The 7648-nt window shown below is 70.9% G+C and carries 7 protein-coding genes; 1 reads left to right on the forward strand and 6 read right to left on the reverse strand.

The window, feature by feature from the left end; all coding sequences use genetic code 11:
- Positions 1-41 precede the first annotated feature (41 nt).
- Positions 42-986: an AEC family transporter gene (locus tag Q673_RS20130; RefSeq protein ID WP_023004419.1), complete on the forward strand. Its 945-nt coding sequence runs from the start codon at positions 42-44 to the stop codon at positions 984-986.
- Positions 987-992: 6 nt separating this feature from the next.
- Here Q673_RS20130 and aroQ read toward each other — a convergent pair whose 3' ends face one another.
- The 6 genes from aroQ to trmB form a co-directional block, all read right to left on the reverse strand.
- A complete protein-coding gene (gene aroQ, locus Q673_RS20135) occupies positions 993-1430 on the reverse strand; it encodes a type II 3-dehydroquinate dehydratase (RefSeq protein WP_023004420.1) in 438 nt (145 codons plus the stop codon).
- A gap of 8 nt (positions 1431-1438) precedes the next feature.
- The gene (gene glnE, locus Q673_RS20140; protein WP_023004421.1) at positions 1439-4423 is read right to left on the reverse strand and encodes a bifunctional [glutamate--ammonia ligase]-adenylyl-L-tyrosine phosphorylase/[glutamate--ammonia-ligase] adenylyltransferase; all 2985 of its coding nucleotides are present in this window, start codon (positions 4421-4423) and stop codon (positions 1439-1441) included.
- A 76-nt stretch (positions 4424-4499) separates the two neighbouring features.
- On the reverse strand, positions 4500-4871 hold the full coding sequence (locus tag Q673_RS20145; protein ID WP_023004422.1) for a diacylglycerol kinase: 372 nt from the start codon (positions 4869-4871) through the stop codon (positions 4500-4502).
- Positions 4872-4899: 28 nt separating this feature from the next.
- Positions 4900-6339, reverse strand: a complete 1440-nt coding sequence (dacB, locus tag Q673_RS20150; protein WP_023004423.1) for a D-alanyl-D-alanine carboxypeptidase/D-alanyl-D-alanine endopeptidase — start codon at positions 6337-6339, stop codon at positions 4900-4902.
- 25 nt (positions 6340-6364) lie between these two features.
- The gene (locus tag Q673_RS20155; RefSeq protein ID WP_176760307.1) at positions 6365-6697 is read right to left on the reverse strand and encodes an SMR family transporter; all 333 of its coding nucleotides are present in this window, start codon (positions 6695-6697) and stop codon (positions 6365-6367) included.
- Positions 6694-7398, reverse strand: a complete 705-nt coding sequence (gene trmB, locus Q673_RS20160) for a tRNA (guanine(46)-N(7))-methyltransferase TrmB (protein WP_023004425.1) — start codon at positions 7396-7398, stop codon at positions 6694-6696. The genes Q673_RS20155 and trmB overlap by 4 nt, the downstream gene beginning before the upstream one ends.
- Positions 7399-7648: the final 250 nt, after the last annotated feature.

The raw sequence follows: 7648 nt of genomic DNA on the forward strand, positions 1-7648 counted from the left end.
GCTCTCTCCCTCTCCACTGACTTACCAAGGAAGGCCCTACCGTGCTGGAGATCCTCGCCATCACGCTGCCGATCTTCCTGCTGATCGGGGCCGGCTATACGGCCACCCGCAGCGGGCTGATCGGCCGCGACAACCTCCAGGGCATCGCCACCTTCGTGATGATGTTCGCGCTGCCCTCGCTGATCATCCGCGCCCTCACCGACTACCCCCTGGCCGAGGCCCTGAACGTGGGCTACCTGCTGGCCTACGGCCTGGGCTCGGCGCTGGTCTTCCTGCTCGGCCTGGCGCTGTCACGGGCCCGGGGCCATCGCCTAGAGGCCGGCGCCCTGCATGCCCTGGGCATGTCGGCGGCCAACAGCGGCTTCATCGGCTACCCGGTGGCGCTGATGGCGATCGGGCCACCAGCGGCGATCTTCATGGCGCTCAACATGGTGGTGGAGACGCTGTTCATCATCCCCAGCGCCCTGATCCTGGCCGAGGCCAGCCGCCAGCAAGGCGGCCTCGGCCAGGTGCTACGCCATACCGCCGCCCGGCTGGCCCGCAACCCGGTGCTGCTGGGGCTGCTGGTCGGCCTGACGCTGGCGCTCAGCGGGCTGCGCCTGCCAGGGCCGCTGCAACAGGTGATCGAGATGCTGGCCGATGCCGCTGGCCCGGCGGCGCTGTTCACCATCGGCGGCATGCTGCACGGGCTCAAGGTGCGCGGCATGGCGGCGGACATGGGCCAGGTGGTGGTGGGCAAGCTGCTGCTCCACCCCCTGGCGGTGCTGGCGTGCTTCCTGCTGCTGCCGGACCCGGACCCGCTGATGATCGCCGCCGGCCTGCTGTTCGCCTGCGCCCCCATGATCAGCGTCTATCCGCTGTTCGGCCGCCAGTATGGCCAGGGCGAGACCAGCGCCGCGGCACTGATGGTCGGCACCCTGGCCTCCTTCCTCACCATCAGCCTGGTACTCTGGGGGCTGAGCCGCTTCGGGCTGCTGCCGGCGTAGCGACGTTCAGGACCCGCCCGCCATCACCGCCTCCAGGGCGGCGCGATAGCCCTGGCTGCCGAGCCCGGCGATCACCCCGTCGGCACGCAGCGAAACATAGGAGTGGTGGCGGAAGCTCTCGCGCCTGTGCACGTTGGAGAGGTGCACCTCGATGACCCGCCCCTCGAAGGCGTTCAGGGCATCGAGGATCGCCACCGAGGTATGGGTATAGGCCGCCGGGTTGATGATGATCGCCGCGGTGCCATCCAGGCGCGCCGCCTGGATCCAGTCGATCAGTTGCCCTTCGTGGTTGCTCTGCCGACAGGTGATCTCCCAGCCCCCCAGCGCTGCCTGCTCGTAAAGCGCGTTGTTGATGTCCTCCAGGGTCTCGTGGCCGTAGATCTCCGGCTGCCGGGTGCCCAGCAGGTTGAGGTTGGGGCCGTGCAGTACCAGTACCTTGTTCATGGGTGTCTTCACTCCTTGTGGTCGGGTTCCAGCAGCCGCTGCCACGCCTCGATCACCACCCGGCGGTGGTCCTGGAAGGCCACGTCCCGGCCGCGGGCGGGCTCGCGGGTCAGCGAGGCGCGGTGGGCGGCGCTGCGCAGCGCCAGGTAGGCGTCGCGCAGGCGCTGGCACTCCCGGGCCGGCAGCCGCCCGGTGGCCTCCAGGGTCTCGAGGAGGCGCATGTTGTCGCTCCACTCCAGCAGCGCCGGGGTGTCGTGGCCCATGGAGAGCACGGCGAACTGGCAGAGGAACTCGAGGTCGACCATGCCGCCGGGGTCGTGCTTGAGGTCAAACTCCCCCTCCCCGCTCTTGCCGCCGAGGTGGTCGCGCATCTTGTGGCGCATCTTCACCACCTCCTTGCGCAGCGCCTCGACATCGCGCTCGCGGCCGAGGATCTCGCGGCGCACGGCGGCGAAGCCCTCGGCCAGGCGCGGGTGGCCGGCGACCACCCGGGCGCGCACCAGCGCCTGGTGCTCCCAGGTCCAGGCCTCGCGGCGTTGGTACTCGGCGAAGGCGGAAAGTGAGGTGACCAGCAGCCCGGCGTTGCCGGAGGGGCGCAGCCGCATGTCCACCTCGTAGAGGGTGCCGGCGGGGGTCACGGCGGTGAGCAGGTGGATGATGCGCTGCCCCAGCCGGGTGTAGAAGACGGCGTTGTCCAGGGGGCGCTTGCCGTCGGTGCTGCCCTGGGGGGCGCCGTCGTGGATGAACACCAGGTCGAGGTCGGAGCCATAGCCGAGCTCGATGCCGCCCAGCTTGCCGTAGCCGACGATCAGGAAGGCCGGCTCGGCGTCGGCCCGGCCGCCGTCGGCCAGCGCCGGGAACCCGTGCTTGCGGGTGAGGTGGCGCCAGGCCATGGCCAGCACCGCCTCGAGGATCACCTCGGCGATATAGGTGAGGTAGTCGCTGACCTTCATCAGGTGGCGGGTGCCGGCGATGTCCGAGGCGGCCACGTGGAGGGTCTGGGCGTGCTTGAACACCCGCAGCGCCTCGAGCTGGGCCTCCTCGTCCTCCTCGGGCAGCCGCGCCAGGGCCTGGCGCAGCTCGTCGGCGAGGCGCGCCTTGTCGGCCGGGGTGTAGAGGGTCTCGGGGGTAAGCAGCTCGTCGAGCAGGATCGGGTAGCGGGCGATCTGCTCGGCGATCCAGGGGCTCGCCGCGCACAGCGTCATCAGGTGGCCCAGGGCGTCGGGGTTCTCGCGCAGCAGCGCCAGGTAGGCGGTGCGTCGCAGCACCGCCTCGACCAGCGGCAGCACCCGCTCCAGGGCGGTGTCGGGGGCCTCGCTGCCCGCCACGGCATCCAGCAGCAGCGGCATCAGCGCCTCGAGGCGCTCGAAGCCGATGCGTTGCATGCCCTGCACCTGGCGGGAGTGATAGAGCGAGCCGAGCCGCCGGCGCGTCGCCTCGGGGTCGGCGAAACCGGCCTCCTCCAGCAGCGCCGTGCCCTCGGCCTCGTCCAGCTCGCCGCGCCACAGCGCGCGCCACTGCTCCAGAGGGATGCCATCGGTGGCCTCTTCGGCGGCCTCGTCCACCTCCTCCTCGGGGTCGGCGATCACGGCGTCGAAGTGGCGGCGCACCCGCTCGCGGGCCTCGTCCAGGCAGGCCATCAACGCCGGCCAGTCCTCCATGCCCAGCGCCAGGGCGAGGCGTTCGCGATCCTGCTCGTCGGCCGGCAGGGTCTGGGTCTGGCGATCCTCCAGCGCCTGCAGGGCATGCTCCAGGTCGCGCAGCAGGACGTAGTCGGGCTCAAGTTCCTCGACCACCTCGGCAGGCAGCAGGCCCAGCTCGGGCAGCCGCGCCAGGGCGCGCCGGAGGGAGGTGACCTGCAGCTCGGTGTCGCGGCCGCCGCGGATCAGCTGGAAGGCCTGGACCACGAACTCCACCTCGCGGATGCCGCCGGGGCCGAGCTTGATGTTGCCCTCCATGCCCTTGCGACGCACCTCGCGGTTGATCATCGCCTTGAGCTCGCGCAGCGACTCGATAGCGCCGAAGTCGAGGTACTTGCGGTAGACGAAGGGGCGCAGGCCGGCGAGCAGCTCGGCGCCGGCGTCGAGGTCGCCGGCCACCGGCCGCGCCTTGAGCATGGCGTAGCGCTCCCATTCGCGCCCCTGGTCCTGGTAGTAGGCCCACAGCGAGTTGAAGCTGCCCACCAGGGGGCCGCCATCGCCCAGGGGGCGCAGACGCATGTCGACGCGGAAGGCGAAGCCGTCGGCGGTGACCGCGTCCAGGGCGCCGATCAGGCGCTGGCCGAGCTTGGTGAAGTACTCCTGGTGCTCCAGCGACTTGCGCCCGCCCTCGGTCTCGCCCTTCTCGGGGAAGGCGAAGATCAGGTCGATATCCGAGGAGAGGTTGAGCTCTCCCGCCCCCAGCTTGCCCATGCCCAGCACCACCAGGCGCTGCTCGCTGCCGTCGCGGCGTGGCGCGGGACGCCCCCAGCGCGGCTCGAGGAAGGCCTCCAGCCAGGCCAGCGCCGCCTCCAGGCAGGTCTCGGCCAGGCGCGACACCGCCGCGGCGGTGGCCCACATGTCGGTGCCCTCGGGACGGCACAGGTCGCGCCATACGATGCCCACCATGCGCGCACGCCGGAAGCGGCGGATCGCCGCCTGCATGGCGGCCTCGTCCTCGGCCTCCTCCAGGCGCTCGTCGAGCCAGGCGCGCAGGGTCTCGGCGTCGGGGGCGGCCTCAAGCTCGCCGCTGGCATCCAGGTGCAGCAGCCACTCGGGGTAGCGCACCAGGGTCTCGGCGACGAAGTCGGAGATCGCCAGCACCCGGGCCAGCTCCTCGCGACGCGCCTCGGAGAGGCCGAGCCAGTCCTCCTGGGGGGAGTCGCGCCCGCTCATCTCGGCCAGGTTGTCGGCCTGGGACAGCGCTTCCGCCAGGCGCTGCCGGGTATGCCCGAGGGGGCCCTTGAGCGGCTCGGGGATATCGATCAGCGGCAGGAAGTCGTCGGGCAGGGGCATGGGCGTCTCGCATCCGAATTGGCGAATACTCCCAGCATAGCGAAGGCGGGCGCCCCAGGGCACCCGTGGGGCCGGATCAGGCGAGCAGCTTCTGCCCCAGCAGCAGCCCCCAGGTGAGCCCGGCCAGGATCAGGGTGACCATTACCGCGGCGGAGCCGAGGTCCTTGGCGCGCCCGGAGAGCTCGTGGTGCTCGGTGCCGATGCGGTCCACCACGCTCTCGATGGCGCTGTTGAGCAGCTCCACCGCCAGCACCACCAGGCAGCTGCCGATCAGCAGGATCCACTCTACCGGGCCGTCGCCCACCCACCACGCCAGGGGCAGCAGCAGCACGCAGAGGCCGAGCTCCTGACGGAAGGCCGCCTCATGGCGCCAGGCGGCGCGGAAGCCCTTCAGCGAGTAGCGAGTGGAGTGCACCAGGTGCTGCCAGCCGGTGTGTCCGGGTTTCATCGTGGCATCCTTGGATCCAGGCCGAGGGTCAATGGTTGTCGATCATGCGCTCGAGGTCCACCGCCAGGGGGTCGAGCACCTCGGGCCAGCTCAGGTAGGGGGTGGCACCGGTGCCGTTGACCAGCACGCTGAACACCCCCCAGCGGCCGCTGGCGGTGCGGAAGTAGCCGCTCACCGCGCGCACCGTGACCGGTTGGTTGAGCGTGCCGGTCTTGAGCATGACATGGCGCTGGAAGGTGTCCGAGCCACGGCGGATGAAGCGCATCACGCCGTTGTCCGGCGACTGCAGGGTGGCCACGAAGCTCGGGAACAGCGAGGGGCGATGGTAGAGGCTCTCCAGCAGGGCGTTGGCCCCGCGCGCGGAGGTGCGGTTCTCCGGCGTCAGGCCGCTACCGCTGAGCAGGGTCACCGGTCCGTGGTCCGGGAGTCCCGCCACGAAGGCCTCGAGCCGGGCCCCGCCCAGTCGCAGGTCGGCACGCGGCGTCTCCACCAGGTTGAGGGTCAGCATGTCGGCCATGTAGTTGTTGGAGTAGTGCATGGCCCGCAGCAGCAGCTCCTGCAGCGGCTTGCCATCCACCGCGGCCAGGGTGCGGGCGGTCGGCGGCGGCTCGGCCTGGGTGGCCTCCGCCCCGCCGCTCACCGCGATGCCGGCCTGGTCGAGCATCGCCAGCAGCGTCAGCGCCATCTGGTCGGCCGGGTCGGAGCTGGCCCGGTAGAGGGTGCGTGGATGGGCGTTGGTGGAGATCTGGCCACCGAGCACCATGACATCGCGCCCGTCGCGGGTGATCCGCTCCGCGGAAAGCTGGGTACCGCTGTCGTCGGGACGGGTCACCACCCGGTTGTCGATCGCCAGGATCGCGGCCTGGCTGTCGCAGCCGGTGACGCGTGCCGGCTCCCCCGCACGCTCGGCGGGGGCCACCGTCACGCACCAGTTGCCGTAGTTGACGCCCGCCGAGGAGAGCAGCGCGCTGTAGGCATTGGTGGCTCGCTCACGGGTCTTGCAGCGGTCGGTGGTGAGGCACTCCACCGGCCCGAAGCGCCACTGGCTCACCAGCAGCCGGCCGCGTACCTCGCGCACGCCGGCCTGGTGGAGGCGCTGCACCAGGCGCCACAGGTCCTCGGTGGTCAGCGCCGGGTCGCCGCCGCCCTCGAGGATCAGGTCGCCCGTCAGCACGCCCTCTTCGTCCGGGGCCGCCTCGCTCAGGAGCCGCGTGGTGAAGCGATGCTGGGGGCCGAAGCGATCCAGCGCTGCGGCCGCCAGGTAGCTCTTGCTCACCGAGGCGGGCGAGAGCTGCCGCTCCGGGGCGATCGCCCCGAGCACGCTGCCGTCATCCAGCAGCCTGGCCTCGGCGCCTACCCGGAAGCCCCGGTCGACCAGGGCTGCGATGGCATCGAAACCCGCGGCCAGGCTCGGCGACGCGAGAAACAGCAGCAGGACGACGGCCAGCAGGCGACGGCAATGGCGCATGGAAACCCTCCCGGGGCGCGACGGATCAGTGGGCCGAGACGGACGAGAAGAGCTGGATCACCGACACCCCGCCGATGATCATGGCGATGCCCAGCACCGCCGGCAGGTCCGGCCGCTCGCCGTAGAGCAGCACGCCGGCCAGGGTCACCAGCACGATGCCGAGCCCGGCCCAGATGGCGTAGGCGATCCCCACGGGGATGGTACGCAGCACCAGGGCGAGCAGGTAGAAGGCCAGGGCGTAGCCCACCACCACGGTCACGCTGGGCCCCAGACGGGTGAAGCCCTCCGACGCTTTGAGGGCGGTGGTACCCACCACCTCGGCGACGATGGCCAAGGCGAGATAGACGAATGCCATCATACTTCTCCTTGCTCGATGACCGGTACCAGCCCGGGATTGGGCGGCAGCGTCACCACCAGCCGCCACAGCGACTGGCCGCTGGCGTGGTACTTCTGCTCGAAGGGGGTCAGGTATTCTCCCGCGGGCTCCAGCGCCTCGACCTCGGCGACCACACCGGTGGCCTGGGCCAGCGCCAGGGCGAACTCCTCCACGTAGAGCCGCCAGTTGGAACGTAGCTCCAGCCGCCCCCCCAAGGCGAGCAGGTACGGGAACACCGGATGCCCATGCCAGCGCAGCTTGAGGTGCGCCGCCTTGGGGTAGGGATTGGGGTAGAGCAGGTAGTGGCGAACCGGCTGCCAGCCTGCTGCTACGGCGAGCCGCCAGAAGTCCACCAGGTCGGCGCGTACCAGCAGGGCGTTGTCCGGCAACGGGCCATGCTCCCGGGTCAGGCGACTCTCGCTGCGATCCACCCCGAGCACCGCATGGTCGGGGAAGGCCTGGGCGAGGCGCCGGGTGGAGAGCCCCACCCCGCAGCCGGCATCCAGGATCAGCGGCAGCGCCGCTCGCGTCGCCCGCCACGCCTCGGCCTGCGCGAAGGCCTCGCGGGTATGCGCGGCCACCGGCTTGCGCCAGGGGTGCGTGAGCGCCCGCGTGACGCGCGCCGCCAGGTCTCGATGGGGCCCCGGCTGGTTGGTGACGATGCGGCGAGAGGTGGCGTGCATGGCGGTCCGTGCGCGTGGGAAAAACGAGCGACGATTCTACCAGCCCCCGGCTACCGACGCATGACGGCCTCAGACGCAAAAAGCCCCGACCATCTCACGATGATCGGGGCTTTTCTGAAGAAGTGCCTGACGATGATCGCGCCGGGCTCCGGGGGCCGGCGCTCCGGGACTCTCCATGGGGAAACCCCCAGAACGACGAAACCCCGACCAGTGGCCGGGGTTTCTGAAGAAGTGCCTGACGATGACCTAC

It is taken from the genome of Halomonas sp. PBN3, assembly GCF_000475415.1.
GTDB lineage: Bacteria > Pseudomonadota > Gammaproteobacteria > Pseudomonadales > Halomonadaceae > Halomonas > Halomonas shengliensis.

Bases quoted from the DNA above. Each gene is read 5' to 3' on its own strand.
- trmB (WP_023004425.1), bottom strand. From the start codon at position 7,398: ATGCACGCCACCTCTCGCCGCATCGTCACCAACCAGCCGGGGCCCCAT.
- Q673_RS20145 (WP_023004422.1), bottom strand. From the start codon at position 4,871: ATGAAACCCGGACACACCGGCTGGCAGCACCTGGTGCACTCCACTCGC.
- Q673_RS20155 (WP_176760307.1), bottom strand. From the start codon at position 6,697: ATGATGGCATTCGTCTATCTCGCCTTGGCCATCGTCGCCGAGGTGGTG.
- aroQ (WP_023004420.1), bottom strand. From the start codon at position 1,430: ATGAACAAGGTACTGGTACTGCACGGCCCCAACCTCAACCTGCTGGGC.
- glnE (WP_023004421.1), bottom strand. From the start codon at position 4,423: ATGCCCCTGCCCGACGACTTCCTGCCGCTGATCGATATCCCCGAGCCG.
- dacB (WP_023004423.1), bottom strand. From the start codon at position 6,339: ATGCGCCATTGCCGTCGCCTGCTGGCCGTCGTCCTGCTGCTGTTTCTC.